Raw genomic sequence first — 19,098 nt, forward strand, 5'->3', positions numbered from 1 at the left:
TAAGGTTTTCCAGCTTGCACTTACATTGCCTATCACTTGGTCTACCTTGTTGTAACTACATCCATCATTGGGATTCGTGTTGTCACCCAATGTTAATGGATCGTCATCTGTCCCTGTTGCTTCTTTGTAGTTCGTTACACCATCTCCATCACAGTCAGCAGTACGCCAAGCTGTTGTTGTATTCGCTAATACTTGACCTGTTCCCCATGCACATGGATCTGTAGGCTGTGGATCTGTTATATCAGGATCTCCATCTCCATCTGTATCGCCAGTTATTACCGTAATAGAGGTTGTACTGTTGTCATTCCCAGTTAGGTTACCTGTCGTTTGAGGACCATTAAATCCTAATGTTCCTGTTACTGTGAGGGGACCACCAATATTTACGCCCGTATAGCCTATCACTATTTGACTACACTCTCCGGGAGCAATCGCAACCGTATTTTCAAAACGTAAGGTAGTCGGGTTATTGATATCTATCGGAAGTACTGTCCACCCTGTAGTCGTAATTGGTATGACAGAACCAACTAGACTACTAGGCAATGTAATCAAAGGACGTAATCTATTGGCAGCAGCACTACGGCTACCGCCATCATTATTACAAATATCCACTGTCACCCGACCCAAGGTAGATCCTTGAGTCACTGTGGATGGTTGATTAATAATATTGATACTTACATCTTGAGCCTGAATCTTTACACTAACTAGTGTCAAGCAGACTAGAAGAATTACTATTTTTTGCAAAATGTTCATAATGCTTGCTTTTTTTAGTTAGCTGTGATTTTCGTCTCTACTGTATTGTTGTTTACTCTTTCTTCTCCAGCTGAACCGTAGATAATGGTTACTGTAATATTTTGACTTGTGTTGCTTGGTACTCCTGTCTTACGTGCTACCGTAAAGCCGATTGTCTTTTGCCCATTTTGTGGAATTACGACTCCTGGCTTAGCTGTCACTGTAATAAAGTTGGCATTTTCTGTAAAAGTCCAATCGCTATTACTGTTCGCCGTTCCGCCAAATACATTTGATGTTCCTGAAGTATTTGAATACGTAATCGTAAAGCCTGAAATCTTCGCAACTCTGAATCCAATCGTGCTACCTGCTACATTTGGCTTGTCGTTGATTTCATACACATTTACCACAAAATCTCTAGAAGCACCTGCTGTTAAGAATTCCAAACTATTAATCTCCGTAGTTGGTGTTAAGTCTGGTAATAAAGCGTCTTTCCATACATTTGGTAAACCATCTACTGGTGTCAAAATACCATCTCCATCTGGATCACAGTTAGTCGTACAATCTACTATACCATCTCCATTCACATCCAAATTAGGATTCAAACCACTTTCTTCTAAGTCTGTAACTCCATTATTATTACTATCTAAATCATATGGATTAGGCTTATTATCATTATCTGTATCAGGTGGTGTTAATCCTAAGCCTGCTGTCGATGGAATCCCTGTTGGAGAAACCAGACCATCTGCCATACCATCGCCATCTGCATCTACACCATTCGCCTCATCTACATCATTGATACCATCGTTATCACTATCTAAATCTAAGCGGTTTGGTATACCATCTCCATCGGTATCTGCACTCAGTTGAGCATTTTCAACAGTATCCAAGATACCATCATTGTCATCATCCAAGTCATCAACATCTGGTACTCCATCTGCGTCTGTATCTACTGGAACAGTAATGGTTACCGTAGCACTAGCACATACATTTGGCGTAACACCTGTGTTACACACTTGATAAGTTACAGTTACTGTCGTACCGCGTTCTGCCAAGGTAGGCGTGTAAGTAAGTACTCCTGTTAACGTGTTAAAGCTTACTGTTCCGTTGGCCGTTCCTCCTGTTTTTGACAGTGAGGTACTCAAGCCTGGTAGGAAGTCATCATTGGCTAAGATGTTAAAGCCTGTGGCACTACCATACTTGGCCGTAAACGCATCTGCTACTGCTGTAGGTGTTTTAGGGTTTGGATCAGTACCATTTGGATTACCATCTTTATCACAATCCAATAATTTCCATGCTGCACTTGTATTACTTAATACCTGATCTACTGCATTATAGCTACAACCATCTAATGGGTTTGTATTATCAGCAGCCGTAGCTGGGTTATTGTCTGTACCTGTAACCTCTTTGTAGTTTGTTACACCATCGCCATCACAGTCACTATTTCTCCATGCCGTCGTTGTACTTGATAATACTTGATTCGGTCCCCATACACAACCATCTGTAGGGGCAGGGTCTGTATTGTCAGGGTCTCCGTCGCCATCCAAGTCTCCTGCAGCAGGTACACTAATCGTCACCGTTGCACTCGCACATACTTGTGGCGTCACCGCTGTATTACATACTTGGTAAGTGACAGTAACATTCGTCCCTGGCTCTGTAGCAGATGGCGTATATGTAAGTATACCTGTTGATGGTGTAAATACTACGATTCCATTCGCTGTCCCTCCCGTCTTCAAGAGACTAATGGTAGCTGATGCGCGGAAGTCATCGTTCGACAATACATTGACTGTTGAGGCTATACCAAAAGGTGCTGTTAACAAATCATTTACAGCAGTAGGGGTCTTCGGATTTGGATCGGTGCCATTTGGATTACCATCTTTATCACAATCTAATAACTTCCAATCTACACTCGTGTTTGCTAACACCTGATCCACTACATTATAGCTACATCCATCTAAGGGGTTTGTATTATCTAAAACTGTTGCTGGGTTATTATCTGTTCCTGCAACCTCTTTGTAGTTTGGTACACCATCACCATCGCAGTCTGCATTACGCCATGTGGTTGAGGTGTTCGCTAATACCTGATTAGCACTCCATACACATGCGTTTGTCGGCTGTGGATCTGTACTATCTGGATCGCCATCTCCATCACTATCACATGGAGCTATTGATACTGTAATGAGTGCTGTTGGGCTGTAACAAAGTGTTGTCGCATTATAGTATGAGGCATAATATTGTCCAGCGCCAATCGATGTTGGATCTGCTATTTTATTAATACTTGTCGCCACACTACCAGAATGCCATGTGATATTCAAACCTACGGGTAAGTTTGTTGCCGTTAAATCTGTTAAGTCCGCTGTTGGTGAAGGACAAACATTGTTTAATGTAGCAACGCCAAAGGATGGAACTGTTGTGATTGCTGGACTAAGTAATGTTTCACTAACCACGTTAGAAATACAAGTAGATTGTGTTACTGTAATATTTGTATATGAACTCGCAACTAACCCATTTATCTTGTAAGAGGTTGAAGGACTCGACACTATGGAAATAGGGGTTTGTGCAACTCCATTTTTCATATAATTTAAGACATAGGACAACCCTTGAGACAAGCCTGTAATAATTAGCCCACCATCATTCCCTGGCGTACAAGTCACAGGATTAAGACCTATTACATCTATAATTGCTCCTCCAGGATTTGAAATCTGAGTATTCAAACTACTAGATGTGCATCCTCCTTGTGTGACATTGATTCCTCTATATTGACCAGCGCCTAGACCTGACATTATATAAGAACTACCTGTTGCAGTAAAACTTATAGAGCCTTGTGCTATACCGTCTTTAGTATAATTTAAAATATAGGAAAGTCCTGTAGTTAAACCTGAAAGCGTAATTGAACCATCTGTAGCGCCGCAAGAAGATACTTGTGTAATCGTTCCTAATGATAATAATGCGGCTCCAGGATCACTAAGAACTTGGCTTAAGGAATTTGAGGTACAGCCTCCTTGAGTAACCGCTATATTAGTATAACTTCCAGCACCTAACCCAGTAATTGTATAAGATGTTGTACTGGCAAGTACCGTTGAAGACGATTGCCAGATACCGTTCTTCTTGTATCTAAGTACATAGGTATTACCCACTACTAAACCAGATAACGTAATCGTTCCATCTGACACGCCACAGGCACTTGGTTGAGTAGGTGTACCCAAACTTAATATCACAGCACCTGGATCATTCAAACTTGTACTAACACTATTTGATACACAACCTGAACTAGTCACACGAATATTGGTGTAATCTCCTCGAATAAGACCCGAAAGTGTATATGAAACACCCGTAGAAGTAAAGCTCACAGGAGTTTGAGCTATTCCATCTTTCATATAATTAAGTATATATGAGGTAGAAGGCGCCAACCCTGTCAATGTAAATGAACCATCATTTGCAGAACATGCCGTCGGGTTTGTTTTAGCAGATAATGAAATGGTAGCTGTAATTGGGTCAGATAAAACTTTACTTAATGCATTGGATGTACAACCCAAACTACTTACTGTTATACCTGTATAATTTCCAGATGTCAAGTTGCTAATTGTATAAGTACCACCTGATGCGGTAAATACAACTGGTGTTAAACCTGTACCATTAAGCATGTAGTTTAAGGTATATTGAGTACCAGAAACTAAACCACTCATCTGTATGAATCCATCATTTAGCCCACAAGCACTTGGATTTTGACTAGCCCCAATACTGATTGTAGCTGTAACTGGCTCGGAAAGAACAACTGAACCCCCTATCACATTAGAGCTACAAGTTGTTATCGTATTTCTAACTACAAAGTTATCATAAGTACCTGACGATAAATTCGATATTGTTACACAACCAGATGCGTCTGTATTTGCATTTACTGCTGTTTGAACTGCTCCATTTTTATTATAAACAATTGAATACATAGAACTTGCCTCCAAACCACAAATTTTAATGGTACCATTAATGCTTGCACAAGCTGTAGGATTTGTATGAGTAAAGTTGGTGCTCGTTAACGACGGTATTACCGGGTCTGTTAACGTTGCGCTCAATGTATTGCTTCCTGCTTGACAGTTTATGGTGCTTACTCTAATATTTGTATAACTACCCGCGGTTAAACCTGTAATGTTGATACATCCAGATGCGTCAGCTATCTGATTCGTTAACGCTGTTGCGGCTATACCATTTTTGTCATAATTAACAGTATAACCTGTACCATTAGCTATTAATCCACAAAGTTTAATACTACCTGTTGAACTATTACATGAACTTGGATTTATATTATTACTTAATGTATTAGTGACTGTTGGACAACAAGGAGTAATCGATACAGTAACCGTACTTAATGCTGGACTAAAACAGTTATTTAGGGTGTCTTTTATCGCACCATAATAGGTACCTGCCAAAACTGCCGTGGTATTGGTTACTATATTTGCATTTGTTGCTGGTAAACTTGTATGCCAAGTAATTATGGTATTAGATGGCAAGGTCCCCACCAAAGAAACAGCTGTTGATAAATTTACACTATTAGCTGGACAAGTATTAGTCAATGATATGAACGAAGGAGCGAGACCTTTTCCAATTGCCAAAGCAGTGATACCTGCTTTCATCGTACCTGAAAGCGTACTATTTTCGGTCAAGCCTGTAGCTCCCGAAGACCCTGAAAGATTAATCCAGTTTGTTCCATCCCATCCTACAAGACGAAGGTCAGCTGCAGATGATGCAAAACTACTAAGGTCAGGAATACTAACCGTTACGGTAAGCCCAGCAGCATCAGCGGATATATCTTGCCAGTCCCACATACCCACTGGACTAACGCCAGTAAGACCAATTCCTAATGCAGTGATAGGATGAGTTCCTGCATTTGGAGCTGTGGGATCAGGTGTGTTAGATGGGTTGCCTAAGATCCAAGCCACACCAACAACTGATGTAGCAGACCGTGTACCGCTCACACTAAGAACCCGATAGTCTGTACCTGTTCCTACAGGAAAGCTAAACGATTGATTTGCTGCATTAGCATAATGTTTTACATAGCCATTTATGTTGGCTAAATCGCTCCCACCTGTGTAAGATGCAGTACCAATAGCCGAAAAATAGCCAGGTATTAAACCACGGTCGGTTGTCCAAGCTTGTCCACCTGGTGTTGCTAAGTTAACCACACCATAGTTAGCAGCTTCTCTACCTGAAAACACATAATTTCCTGTCTGTGCATAGGTAAATGAACTTACCAGTGTAATTACCAGCACTACCTTACAGAACCAAGATATCCGATACTTGCGTATGGTACTTCCGAAGATATAGTTTATATTCATATTTCTTATTTTATAGTGTTGATTAGTCAATCATAAAAGGAGAATGATTTCTTTTGCGGTATTTTTCACCTCTGGTTTATGAATGACAACAACTTACTGCTACTATTTTGAATAGTATATTTTCAGATTGACTAATAACAGTAAAGCATTTGAATCCATACACATCTAGTTAGCAATCTTATAACCGTAAAAACTTAAGCTTACCAATTGATAGGTTGTTCCGCTGCTTATTTGTGCACCTGCTGTCAGACTTACATAATCACCTGCATTTAGAAATGCTATTGTAGAGAGAGAGCCACTTACTATAGTTCCGCCACCTGTAGCCACATACTGCCCAAGTCTGGAAGAACCCGTTGCACCAAAATTTTTAGTAAGGGTCATTGATACACCTGCGAAAGTAGGTTGTCCAGATACTAATGTGTTATCAAATTGCACTGCTCCTGAAAAAAGGTAATATCCCGCTGTAGGAGCAGTAAATCGTCCTGTGGTTGGGGTAAAAGCATTAGAAGCATCAAACGATTCACCATCAAATTTCACCTCCTGAGCTGTATTACCTGCAACACTTGCTGTAAAACTTTGGCGAGTAGTAGATAACACTGCTGAAAATGGAGCAATAGTAGTTGCTGGAGGTGCCACTGGAGCAACCCAACTGGCTGCCCCATTTGCATCAGAGGTAAAAACCTTACCTACTCCTTGCGTTCCATCTATCACTGTTACTTGTCCTGTGGCTTTATTAATAATCGTTTTATTGCCATTGCTAGCTTCAACCTCTAAGTTACTGGTAGTGCCAATTGAAGTAGGGTTACTTCCAACCTTTACCTGTGCAAATGTTTGTGTACTAATTGTAATAAACGCTACAAAGCCAATAAGGGCAATCAGAATACTATGTTTAGTTGTCATTTTCTTTTTTGTTTATTTGTAAAAAAAGATTACGTTATTAATTTTTTATGAATGTAGGAGCTATATCGCCAGCTTTACAAGGATTACAGCCGGCAGTCACTATTGCCGTGACGGCACTTGAAGGGACACTATAACACCCACTTGCCGACCTACCATATAAATAGTAGATTCCTGCTGTTACAGCACTTGGTGTTGATACCAAACTGCTTGCACTTGGATTGTTCGAAACTGTGTGCCACTCATAGGTCACTCCTGATACAGCAGGTGGTTGTAAACTTGTTAAATCAACTGTTGATGCTGGGCAAATATTACTCTTGGTCGTTGCTGCTGGCACTACTATGCTTGGCGTGGAATTTACCGTAATAATCGTAGTAGCGGCGGGTGAAGTACAACCTGCTATAGTCTGAGTTAAACTTACAGTATAAATTCCGGCAGCAGTGCTGTTGAAAGTATTATTTGCAGTTGTTCCAAATATGATTCCCTCTACAGAACTTAGTGTTGCCCCTGTTGGACTAACGGTCCAATTATAGGTTGTACCTGCTGTGCCAGTGGCACTTAATGCTACACTTGTACCAACACACACACTCGACTGCACTCCTGCTAAATTTATAGGGGCAGCTGGTGCAGCTGGGTCTGTCAAAGTCGCACTCAAAGCATTACTTCCTGCTGGGCAGTTTGTTGCACTTATCCTGATATTCGTATAGCTACCTGCTGTTAAACCTGTAATCGTGACACAGCCAAAGGCATCGGCAGTCTGATTAGTCAACGGTGTGGCTGCTATACCATTTTTATTATAATTAATAGTATATCCCGTACCATTAGCCATTAATCCACAAATCTTGATGCTACCTGTTGTAGTATTACAAAGGCTTGGATTTACATTACTTTCGGCCGAATTACTTATTGTTGGGCAGGTAATGCAAGCAGCATCCTGAGCTGCTGCATTCTGGCTCGTACCAATTGTTTGGCCAGTACCTGCTTGCGTTGGTACGCCCAACGTAGCCGTAGCCGAAGATACCGCTCCCGTTAATGCACCAACTGGAGTAGTATTAGCAGTTGTAAAGCTTGCACCTCCTTCTATAGCATCCGAACAACCATCGCCATCTGAATCGAGGTCAAATCTATTAGCTATACCATCTCCATCTGTGTCACAATCAGTTCCTACACTAAACTTGACATTTGTTACAAACTCGTCAACTCCAGCATAAATAACTGCTTTATAAAGCCAAGGGTAGTCACTGGCAGGTCCCATATCAATCTTGTTTGCCAAGGTTGCCGCCCCCAGAGTCCCGCTTGTATATCGCTGAATTGAATTGTCAGCATAGAGAGTAAGTACATTCGACGCATTGAGAGCTACATAATAAGTAGTTTTTTGGCGATACCAGCCAGTAGCACGAGCAAGATTCGTAAAACCATTTCCGGGAGCATTGTTATCTGGATCACGGCGTAATGCTGTTCCACCAAGACCAGATACAAATACGCCATCGTATGAACCTACTACTTCATCCTTCCAAAGAGGGTCCTGGTCGGGAGCACCAAGACCAGTACCAAACTCATTGCTCGGAGTTCCTGTTACTGATATACCAAGTGAAAAATCACCTTCAATGGTGTATCGTCTCCCATCAAGTAAATTAATATATTGCCCTGCCACAAAAACAGACATGGCAGCATCATCAACCAGGTCAGCTCCATTAGCATCAATGGCCATGATAGACGCTCCTGTATTACTTTGTGCAGCTGTTAACAAGCGGAAACGTCCTGTTGAGCGGGCAAGCAGGTCATTAGAACCGCCCCCCTCATTACTACTATTGTAACTATATAGTAATCCTCCAGTACCTGGAATATTCCTAATATCTCCTTTAGGAATGAGCGTACCAGCGGTAGCCAAATTAAAAAAGGCATTCGTTATAACAGTCTCTCCCACTACGGAACAGTTACTATTTTCTACGTAGTCTAAAATTCCATCGTTATCATTATCCAAGTCGTACACGTCAGGCACACCATCATTATCGGCATCCGTACAAGCATTCACTGCAGTTGTTTGACTAAACTCAACGGTTTGGCCAGTACCCGCAATCGTTGGTACGCCCATCGTAGTACTTGTAGTACCCACATTATTCCCTAAATTTTGCGTTACTGGATTTGTAGAAGTCCCCGTATATCCAGTACCAGTGTTTCCTCCTGCAATTGTAGAATTAACTAAATTAGCAGTGGTAAAATTTGCTCCTCCTTCTATCGCATCAGAACAACCGTCACCATCAGAATCTAAGTCTAATCCATCAGCAATGCCATCTCCATCTGTATCACACCCATTACTACTGGTTATTCTTAAATTAATCCCATCTGCTAAGTTGGCAGCTTTGACTAAGTCCATGACTACTTGGCTGTATGTGCCTATAAGTACTACTGTACCACATGCACTTAACGTTTGAGAATCATTAGTATCATATGTTGATGGATTAACATCCGAAACCACCAATCCATTAATCACCATTTGGGAGTTTCCGCTTACTTTTATAAGTGCATTAGACGCAATTCCGGGTGTAGATGCAAAGTTAAACTTCGTAAAATCAACATTTCGGAAATGAAAGCGGGGGTTAACTTGTGGTGTAGAAAAGTTTATGGTAACTCTTCCAGACACAGAACCAACTGCCCCTGCAGCACTGTAGAATCCTATTTTATCGGAGTTTGCACTTCGTGGCGAATAATTTGCATTATTAAAAGTTTGGTCTGTATTGTTTGAAATTGCATTAGTTGCATTTAGACTCACATTAGTCGTATTGCTTGTTGTTAAGGTATATGTTGATGAACCTATAATACCTGAAATTGTAGCAGGTGAACCTGCATATGGATTAAGTTCGAAAGAAGAACATTCAACTTCATCCAGAATTCCATCATTATCATCGTCAAGGTCTGCATCATCTGCTATACCATCGCTATCGTTGTCTGCTTGCGGACAAGCAGCATCTTGAATACCAGCATTCTGGCTTGTACCAATTGTTTGGCCAGAACCAGCTTGCGTTGGTACGCCCAACGTAGCTGTAGCCGAAGATACCGCCCCCGTTAATGCCCCAGCAATTGTAATATTGGCTGTAGTAAAGGCCGCACCACCCTCTATAGCATCTGGACATCCATCTCCGTCAGAATCTAAATCAAGGCTGTTAACAATACCATCATTATCAGAATCCGGTAGAATTTCTGTGAGAGTACAATCTAATCCTGACCCAGTCTGAATAAACATTTCTGTAATGTTAGCTGTAAGTGGTGGTCGATGTGCTATAGCAATAGTATGTGATGTATTTGTAGCAGTAAATGTGAGAATCACTCTCTTTGCCACTACACCAACTTTCACAGGAACTGTGCTTCTTTCTATCCCGTCAACTAACAAAACCCAAGTAGCATCTGTAACTAGAGAAAACGCTGGCCGCTGACCAACTGCCCCAACAAAGGAATAGGTATATGTTTTACCGACAGTTAATCCAGATACAACCCGCTGAATTCCTTCACCATAAATTCCAGACCAACCAGAGTTATTTCCGTAAGAAGACCCCGAAATATACATAGCATTGGAGGGTGCATCAGGGAATAAATTCCTTACATCTCCTGTTCTTAGGGCTCCAAGCCAATATGCACCACCAGTACTTATGTCTACACTTCCATTATTAGCAAGCAATGACCATCCAGTTGGAGCTGTTGATTGAGAAAATGCCGTTAAAGAAGTGCTTAATGTAGGATTAGATACCCCCATGGCATCACCACCGCATAAATACGTTATCTTATCTTCATCAGTATCCAAAATTCCATCATTGTCATCATCAAGGTCAATATCATCTGCTATACCATCGCCATCATTATCTGGTTTTGGGCAGGCGGCATCCTGAGCTGCTGCATTCTGGCTTGTACCAATTGTTTGGCCAGTACCTGCTTGCGTTGGAACACCCAACGTAGCCGTAGTCGAAGAGACCGCTCCCGTTAAAACCCCATCAGTCGTAATATTGGCAGTTGTAAATGCTGCTCCACCTTCAATAGCATCTGGGCAACCATCACCATCTGAGTCTAAGTCAAGGCTATTAACAATACCATCGCCATCGAGGTCTGGAGTATTATTCACTCCTCCATCACAAAATAAGCCCGAACCAGTCTGAATAATCATCATTGAGAAATCGGTATTTTTGGGTGCTGTATGTCCTATAACCAGAACGTGTGAGGTAGCAGTTGCAGTAAAAGACAGTGTTACATACTGAGCAACAGCCTCCAAGCTTATGTCCGGTGAAGATGACACCAAAGTGCCATCTCGTAGTAATACAAAACGTGAGGTAGTTGGACGTGTTAAACCTGCAATTTGACTTGGATATTCATTAAGAAAAGTAAAAGCCCCACGAAATGATACACTGTAAGTTTTACCGATAGTCAGCCCAGTTACAGTCTGTTGGAAGGCTTCACCGTAAGGAGCCCAACCGCCAGCAGCTCCCGAACCACCATTTCCCTGCCCGTAAAGATATAGAGTACTTGATGTATTACCCGGAAATAAAGTAGCAGTCGGAGTAGTCTGGGTATTACCTCCATAAGGCCAATTACCACTAAAAATATCGACACTTCCTCCATTAGTAGAGTACATACTCCAACCAGTTGGAGCGTTATTATAACCTGTCGTTCCTGCTGTCAGTGTTGGATTTGTCAAGCCAGTAGCATTTGTAAAACAAACGGGTGTTGCCTCTACCCCATCCAAAATTCCATCGTTATCATCATCAAGGTCATCAATATCAGCAACTCCATCACCATCTGTATCAGTACAGGCGTTAGAATTCCCGTTTTGACTAAATCCAATTGATTGCCCAGTACCAGCAATCGTCGGTACCCCCATGGTAGTGGCTGTGTTACCAACGACATTTCCTAAATTTTGCGTTACTGGATTCGTTGATGTTCCAGTATATCCTGTTCCGCTGTTCCCTCCTGCCATCGCAGAAGACACCAAATCGGCAGTTGTAAATGCTGCTCCACCTTCAATAGCATCTGGGCAACCATCACCATCTGAATCTAAGTCAAGGCTATTAACAATACCATCATTATCAATATCGCAAGATAATTGTACAGCCGGTTCGATTCTGAAATTATCAAGATAAAGGTATGAGTTAAAATTTGATGCCGAATTGAAACTACCCAAATGCAAAAAATACATTCGGTTAAATGTCTTTGTTGTCGTAAAAGTGATGCTGTAAGTTTTCCATACTTGGTTAGAGCTTGACAACTCGTTATTAATTGAACTGGATGTTCCTAACAAATTAGTTGTTGAGAAATCGGCGGCTCCAACTTCAACCCCATAAATTGCCACTTGTCCAGGCTGTGTAAAAGGTAAATTAACCACATAACCTGCATCAAACTTTATCGTATAGGTTCCAGGAGGAACATTAGCCCCTATTGAAGCCTGAATACTTTCTGTTCCGTGAATACCAGCCCATGCTTTCCCATCTGACCCACTGGTCAGTTCGGTAGAAGATTGCCAAGTGGCAGCAGGCTTTGGCGATATACAACCAAGTGGGTCATAAACCATTAACTGACCTCCTGAACCAGTAATCCCGCCTGGAGTTTTCCAACCATTAGCATAGTCAATCGTTCCATTAAATGATAAACTTGGGCAGTTTGTGTAGGTTTCTCCACTTGAATTTTGGAATACCAGTGTAGGGCATTCAACTGTATCAAGAATACCGTCATTATCATCATCAAGGTCATCAATATCTACTATACCATCATTGTCTGAGTCAACAGTATTACAATATGTGTCTTGTGCAGTAGCATTCTGACTTGTACCAATACTTTGTCCAATCCCAACGATGGCGGGTACACCATTCATAATTCCTGTAGTGCCTACACAAGTGGAGCTTGAGCATAAGTTAAGGCTTACGGGAGTGTTGCTGGTACCATTGTAATTGGCACCACTATTGCCACCAGCCATTAGACTACTTACTAAATTAGAAGCCTTGATAGACATTCCGCCCTCTATAGCATCAGGGCAACCATCGCCATCACTATCTAAATCTAAGCTATTGGGTATATTATCGCCATCAAGGTCACAAGCGACCAAAGAAGTAGGCGATGCTACATTCGAAAATGTCCAAATAGCAGTTTTACCAGTATGAGGGGTATCACTATATATATTTTCACCTAAATAAGAACTCGTAACTCCTTGCGAGCTCCAAGTTCCTGTTCTTGTAAAACCAGTGGTACTGGAATTATCAATCACATAGGTGTTTGTCCCATTAGTAACCAATACCGCATCCGCAACCAAAAATGTTCCTGTGGTGCTGGCTGTAGGCAGTAGCGAAACCGTAATTTTATTATTAACATCAGGCAATACATTGCTTGCTAACAACTTCCAGTTAAGATTGTTGTAGCTCAGGTCTGAATACGGCCCATTTTGGTTTATTTGAGTACTTTGTGTGGTTGCTCCCTGAATAGTAAACGGAGCATTAGTAGCCCAACCAGGACCAGCTCGATTGAAAGCATACACCCTGTAAGGAAATGCACCTGGACATTCATCTGAATCCCTAATACCATCGTTATCGTCATCAAAATCAGCAATATCAGCAACTCCATCACCATCTGTATCAGTACAAGCGTTAGAATTCCCGTTTTGACTAAATCCAATTGATTGCCCGGTACCAGCAATCGTCGGTACCCCCATGGTAGTGGCTGTGTTACCAACGACATTTCCTAAATTTTGCGTTACTTGACTCGTTGATGTTCCAGTATATCCTGTTCCGCTGTTCCCTCCTGCCATCGCAGAAGACACCAAATTGGCTGTAGTAAATGATGCTCCACCCTCTATAGCATCTGGGCAACCATCGCCATCTGAGTCTAAATCAAGTACATTGGGAATACCATCGCCATCAGTATCCGTATTACAGACAGTTGGTTTTAAATATACATCATCAATCACAAAATCATTTCCCGACAAATCAGTTGAGATATTATAAGCCTCCAATGTATATGTATCTGCCGTAAGTGAAACAGAAGTTGAACTTACTTCAACCCATGTCCCTGTAATTGGCAATATGCCACTAGCTTTAGAGGCAACTATAACTCCCGCACTATTTTTTAATCTTACCCCTACATTGCAATTTTCATTTCCTGCCACCTTAGCACCCGTAGCCCATAATCCAAAGTCATAACTTCCAGTAGTTGAAACAGTGACCTGACTCTTATAAAATACGCTGGAAGAAGTACTTCCGTTTACTGCTAAAAATGCGTCATTCATTGCTCCAGTGGTATGTCCATTTATATAGAATCTCCCATCTTGTCCAAACCAAAGATAATTATCTTTTGAAATGACAGCATATTCACCATCCTTTATATTATTTGGTGATTTGTATATATAACTAGATGATGGTGGCACTTGCAAATCTCTTGTAATAGTCCCTGATGGCACCCCAACTGTCCCTGGTAGTAAAGTTCCAAACGAGCCATTAAACTCATCAGTTATTAATGAGGTGATTGGAGTTGTACACTCATTCGTATCCAAAATTCCATCGTTATCATCATCAAGGTCGATAGAATCTTCTACGCCATCACCATCAGAGTCTAGAAGAACTGTTAAATTATTCTTTCTACTTTGAGAAAATAACCTTGCATTCTCTTTTTGCATAATGGGACTTTTCAGCTTGGTTGAACCTGAGTATTGAACTTTATTCAACATTTCTTCAATAGTCCCCTTTAGGTCTTTTATCATATAAGCCGTTGTTCCTTCTACACAAAAGAGCAATAATACTAATACAAATAGATAGATCCATTTTGTAAAGTAATTAGTGAAAAGTAGACTTAAAAGCTTCATACTTATTATTGTTTTATTTATTACACCTTATAATGATTTTTTGATATGTACAGATTGATGCTACACTTTTGTGGTGTATTTGCATATCCTTATATTCGATTATTTCCTATTTTTAGCGACACCTGTCTATCTTTATTATTTCTGTAGAAGCAAACAATATCCTTACAATTACTCCAATAGTACGTTTGGTCATATCTAATCAATTAGTAGTCAAGGTCAACTACCGTAGTTGATTTAAATAGTTTAAAGTATTCTTGCTACAATAAGGCTTTACTCCACAGTAAGAATCTCTCTATAGTCTTATTGATATTTTTAGATTGGGGAACACTAAAATCTTCGTAGTATTAATTTTCTTTTCTATATCGTATTTTCATTGAAAACTCTCAAATTATACGCTTATCGATCCGTATTGCAGTTATATGTTGTAGAAGCTAAATATCAGGAATACTCAGTCTTGATTTCTAAGTCATAGACACGCCATTCCTCACCAACTATCAATCTCTTAATCTTTATTTTAAATACTTTTGATGTAGAACACTTCATACAACTGATACGAGTTCTACAAATACAATAATCAAACTATTTACTTCAGATAAAAATTATCATAATTAGCTCTCAATTAAGAGACTAATCTTTATTTAGCTACAAAGGATAGTAGTTATGAAGCAGGAGAAATCATAGCTACCTAGGCGAATTGGTGTTTCTTAATGTTAACCCTCAATAAGAATACTTGAGTATTAATTGATACGAAGTATTTTCAAACAGGTCACCAAATACTTTCTAAACTATAATAATGGTTAGGTTTACATCAAACAGAGCAATTTTCACACCACTTGATTTTAAAAAATTCACCTTAAGCTTATTTTACAACGAACGACACGAAAAATATAATGAAACCCTCGAATTAATGAACGAACGTGTCTGTACGTCATTAAAAAAGTCAATATTTATCATTCAAAAGCTTCGTATTTTGCGAAAATCAAATCTCAACACTTTTGATTTTTTTATTTCGTAGAGGATTTAAAAAGTATATATTTTTCGCTACACTCTATCCCTTGAAAGATTCTCATCTTAATTTTTGGAAAATCCTCGTTCCTACACAACGTTTCCCCTATCATTTCTGGTCTAGTAGCTTAAAACACAGGCAATTTATCACCCCTCTAAATATTTAGTATATGAACAAGTTTTCACTTCCCTTATGTTTTTTATTATGCTTTCATTCTTTGATTTTTTCTCAAACCGACTGTTCCAATATTGGCTTCGAATTAGGAAATATTTCGGGGTGGTCACTTAGTCGTGGGACGCTCACTGACGACGGTACAAAAACTGTTTATGGCACCGAAGTTTCAGGAGCAGATCATAAAATTGTCAACATCAGTGAAGGCTACGATGCCAAAATCACTCAAGATAAAATATCTGTGGTATCGGGTAGCAACTATGCTATTCGGCTTGGAAGTGATACAGAAGGAGGAAGTTACCATCGATTAAAAACATCCTTTAATGTAACCGCTGACAATGCTTTATTTCAGTATAAATTTGCAGTAATGCTCGCAAATGATAGGCAAGGGCATACCGATTTTCAAAAACCTGGTTTCAATATTCAAATCACTGACCAAAATGGAAATCAGCTAGCCTGTAGTTATTTTGATGTGCAACTTTCAACACCTGGTTCTACGGCAACCTTTAAATCTCAAACCTATACAAATGGTACGATTGAATATAAGGACTGGACAACAGGCGCAATCAATTTGAGCAATTACATTGGTCAACGTATCAATATTCAAGTTACTGCACATGGCTGTACCAAAAGAACTCACTTTGGATATGCCTACTTTGATGCGCAATGTTTGAAGGCGGAAATAAAAGCAAATGCGGTTTGTCCAGACGAAAACGGTTTTATGACATTTTCAGCTCCAGATGGTTTTGCACAATATACTTGGAACACTGGTGCTACAACCTCAAGCATTACAGTAAAGCCCACGCTGGGCGATAAGCTTTGGGTGAAAGTTTTACCTCTTGCAAGCTTGGATAAGACCTGCGAACTGCAATTAAAATATGAACTCAAATATCAACATGTTTATAATACCATTGATTCGACAATCTGTGAAGGCGAATCGGTAACGGTTGATAGCAAAAAATATAAAACAACTGGCATTTATACGATCAATATTAGTCGGCAAGGTATCTGCGATAGTACCATCACACTTAAACTACAAGTAACAGCACTTACCAGGTATAGTAATGTAGTAAGTCTTTGTTCTGGAAAAACGCTCAGTGTTGGTAGCAAAACCTACAATAGTACAGGTATTTATGTAGACACCTTACAACGTGCTGGCAAATGTGATAGTATTGTTACTAATTATCTCACGATTGTTGATGTTGATATTTCATTAGAGCAATCTGATTTCAATCTAGTAACTGGCGATAAAGCATTCTTAAAAACCATAGCCCATTCTACTGGAAATTATCAATACACTTGGGTTCCCCCCATCGATCTAGCTTGTGCGACTTGCTCAGAAACTTGGGTAACACCCAGTCAAAGTAGACAATACAAAGTATATGTCGTGAGCCAAGACAATACTTCTTGTCGTGATACAGGTACTGTCAATATAGCCGTAAGACGATGTGACATCGTGATTTTACCTAATGCATTTTCTCCTAATCTCGATAATCATAATGATTATTATTTTGCTTATGCTAGTGGTTGTGTAAAGCAAATCAAAAGTATGAAAATTTATAATCGTTGGGGTGAATTGATATTTTGGAAAGAAAACCTATCCCCTACTGATCAGACCAGTGGCTGGGATGGAACTTACAAAGGAGTTTTAGCTGAGGTTGGTAGTTATGCATATCAGTTAGAAGTAGAATTAAATAATGGACTCATCAATAATCAAAGTGGAGCCTTTGTATTGATGAGGTGAGTACTGTCAATTGATTATTTTAAATCTCTATTTTATCAGCAGATACACAATATATTGTGTATCTGCTGATAAAATAGAGAAGTCTTTCTACCAATTAGTCTTTTTATGTCCCCAAGTTGCATAGTACGCAATATACAGGTACAATGGAATCAAAAGTCCATAAGCTGATTGAGCACCGATGGTATCTGCCAATTTACCGTACACTAGTGGTAAAATAGCGCCACCAGCAATCATCATTACCAATAAGGCCGAACCTAGCTTGGTAAACTTACCAAGTCCATTAATCGCTAATGGCCAAATCGCTGGCCACATGATGGCATTGGATAAGCCTAATAAGGCAATGCTCAACACAGAGGTGTATCCAGTTGTGAACAATGCCACAAGTGTAATTACTACACCCAATAAAGATGATAACTTTAACCAAGTTTGTTGTGATACATATTTAGGAATCAATACAATTCCTAATACATAACCTACCAACATCGACCATAAAGTAAATTGACCAAAGTCTTTAGCTTCTGATTCTGGAAAACCTAGTGAAATACCATAACTAATAATTGTATCTCCCGAAATTACCTCAAGACCTACGTAGCTAAACAATGTAACCAAGCCTAAAACCAAATTTGGGAAAGCCCAAATGCTCGTTTTTTCACTTTTCTCTGATGTATCACCCTCTTGTTCCTCACTCACTTCAGGCAAACCTTTTGACAGCATGATCAAAATAGCCAGTACAATCAATACACCTGTTAAAATCAAATAGGGTACTGTTACTTTATCTAATTCTGTTTCGCTCGATACAGCAACACTCACTGTGCTACTTGCCAATAGCAAACCTCCCAAAAGTTTCTGACTCAAAATACCTGCAATTTTGTTGGCAATACCCATGATGCTAATACGCTGGGCAGCGCTTTCGCGGTCTCCTAGGATAGTCACATAAGGATTCGAAGCCGTTTGCAATAAAGTCAAACCGATACCAATCACAAATAAGCCTACCAAGAAAAGAATGTAAGAAGCCATTTTGGCAGCAGGAACGAAAGTTAACGTACCAATTGCCATTATACCCAAACCTACAGCCATACCTTTTTTGAAACCTATTTTTTTCAAAATTTCTGACGAAGGAATCGCCATGACTGTATAAGAAATAAAGAAGGCAAAGGTTACTAGTAGCGAACTTGTATTATCTAGGTTAAATGCTTTTTTGAAAAAAGCAATCAGTGTTCCATTCACCCACGTGACAAAACCGAATACGAAAAATAATACCCCAATGATAATCAAAGGGCCTAAGTAATTTTGTTTTTTGTTGTTCATAGTTTGTACAAGAAAATTGGATATAACGTAATATATTACCGAAAAACACCAAATTTTACTAGAGAACAAAATATAACCGGATGAT

The 19,098-nt window shown here is 39.9% G+C and carries 5 protein-coding genes and 1 pseudogene; 1 reads left to right on the forward strand and 5 read right to left on the reverse strand.

What is annotated here, in order from left to right:
- The 4 genes and pseudogenes from BWI92_RS21900 to BWI92_RS21915 all read right to left on the reverse strand — a co-directional run.
- A pseudogene (locus BWI92_RS21900) lies at positions 1-750 on the reverse strand (hypothetical protein); the annotation flags it as partial.
- A 14-nt stretch (positions 751-764) separates the two neighbouring features.
- Positions 765-6,056, reverse strand: coding sequence for an Ig-like domain-containing protein (locus tag BWI92_RS21905; protein ID WP_095166833.1), 5,292 nt, complete (start codon positions 6,054-6,056; stop codon positions 765-767).
- Positions 6,057-6,221: 165 nt separating this feature from the next.
- Positions 6,222-6,956 (reverse strand): C1q-like domain-containing protein, encoded by a 735-nt coding sequence (locus tag BWI92_RS21910; protein WP_095166835.1) that lies wholly within the window; start codon positions 6,954-6,956, stop codon positions 6,222-6,224.
- A gap of 37 nt (positions 6,957-6,993) precedes the next feature.
- A complete protein-coding gene (locus BWI92_RS21915) occupies positions 6,994-14,784 on the reverse strand; it encodes a thrombospondin type 3 repeat-containing protein (RefSeq protein ID WP_095166838.1) in 7,791 nt (2,596 codons plus the stop codon).
- Positions 14,785-15,959: 1,175 nt separating this feature from the next.
- Here BWI92_RS21915 and BWI92_RS21920 point away from each other — a divergent pair.
- Positions 15,960-17,705: a gliding motility-associated C-terminal domain-containing protein gene (locus tag BWI92_RS21920; protein ID WP_095166840.1), complete on the forward strand. Its 1,746-nt coding sequence runs from the start codon at positions 15,960-15,962 to the stop codon at positions 17,703-17,705.
- Between the two features lie 87 nt (positions 17,706-17,792).
- On the opposite strand, the gene BWI92_RS21925 is transcribed toward BWI92_RS21920, so the two are convergent.
- On the reverse strand, positions 17,793-19,013 hold the full coding sequence (locus tag BWI92_RS21925) for a sugar MFS transporter (protein ID WP_095166842.1): 1,221 nt from the start codon (positions 19,011-19,013) through the stop codon (positions 17,793-17,795).
- Between the last annotated feature and the right edge of the window lie 85 nt (positions 19,014-19,098).

The organism is Flectobacillus sp. BAB-3569 (genome assembly GCF_002270355.1).
Classification (GTDB): Bacteria; Bacteroidota; Bacteroidia; order Cytophagales; family Spirosomataceae; genus Flectobacillus; species Flectobacillus roseus.